The sequence below is a fragment of the Alkalihalophilus lindianensis genome, assembly GCF_032843265.1.
GTDB lineage: Bacteria > Bacillota > Bacilli > Bacillales > Bacillaceae_D > Alkalihalophilus > Alkalihalophilus lindianensis.
This window is the reverse complement of the sequence record NZ_JAWJBA010000953.1, coordinates 1-240: the sequence shown is the minus strand read 5'-3', so window position 1 is coordinate 240 and position 240 is coordinate 1. Positions and strand designations below refer to the sequence as shown.

Annotated in this window: 1 protein-coding gene; it reads right to left on the bottom strand. The window is 45.0% G+C overall.

All coding sequences use genetic code 11. The annotated features are described in order from the left end of the window. Positions 1–7 precede the first annotated feature (7 nt). On the bottom strand, positions 8–240 hold a 233-nt coding region (locus RYX56_RS24935), incomplete at its 5' end, for a hypothetical protein (RefSeq protein WP_317124463.1).

Sequence of the window (240 nt, the reverse complement as noted above, 5' to 3'; positions counted from 1 at the left end):
GATTTATTTAATTGAAGCCATCATTCAACTGGCTGCCGGAACCAGCTTTTTCAGAGAGGTAGGCGGTGGCAGCACTTGGTATGAGCAAATATTGAACGGCTTTGCGGAAAGTGGAACGATTGATTCCGACAGCTTTGGGGATGTCATTGGGCTTATTGTCGTCATTTTGTTGACCGTTATCCTTGGTCCGGTAGCTGAAGCGGCGATTCTGTTCAGCATCGATCATATTCGAAAAAATAA